This is a genomic window from Ligilactobacillus acidipiscis DSM 15836, from assembly GCF_001435755.1.
GTDB classification, from domain to species: domain Bacteria; phylum Bacillota; class Bacilli; order Lactobacillales; family Lactobacillaceae; genus Ligilactobacillus; species Ligilactobacillus acidipiscis.
In genome coordinates, this window is record NZ_AZFI01000397.1 from 1 (window position 1) to 333 (window position 333).

General features: G+C 31.8%; 1 protein-coding gene. It reads right to left on the reverse strand.

The window, feature by feature from the left end:
• Positions 1-333, reverse strand: a 333-nt coding sequence (locus FC65_RS12115; RefSeq protein ID WP_082619113.1) for a hypothetical protein, incomplete at both ends; no start/stop codon positions are given.

Consider the following 333-nt stretch of genomic DNA (forward strand, 5'->3'; position numbering starts at 1 on the left):
TCCGTTTTTGATCTGCTAAATGTAACTGTTGCTCATGATCTAAAAGTTGTTGGGAATGTTCTAATTGTTGTTGAAGATAACTATTTTCTTGTTCTAAATGTTGTATATAGGTGTTTTTTGCTGACAACTCGCTATGCAAACTGGTTGTCGATTGAGTTTCCGATTTAGTTTGCGACTTTTTGATAATTCTCCTAATAACAGACTCATTTTGCAAACTAATACTATATTTATTGCCAACCTTTTTTGGCTTTTTGTTTGCAGGAAGTTGATTAATTATTTTTTGGATATATTGTCGTGTATATCCTAATTCAGAAGCAAGCTCTGTTACTGTTT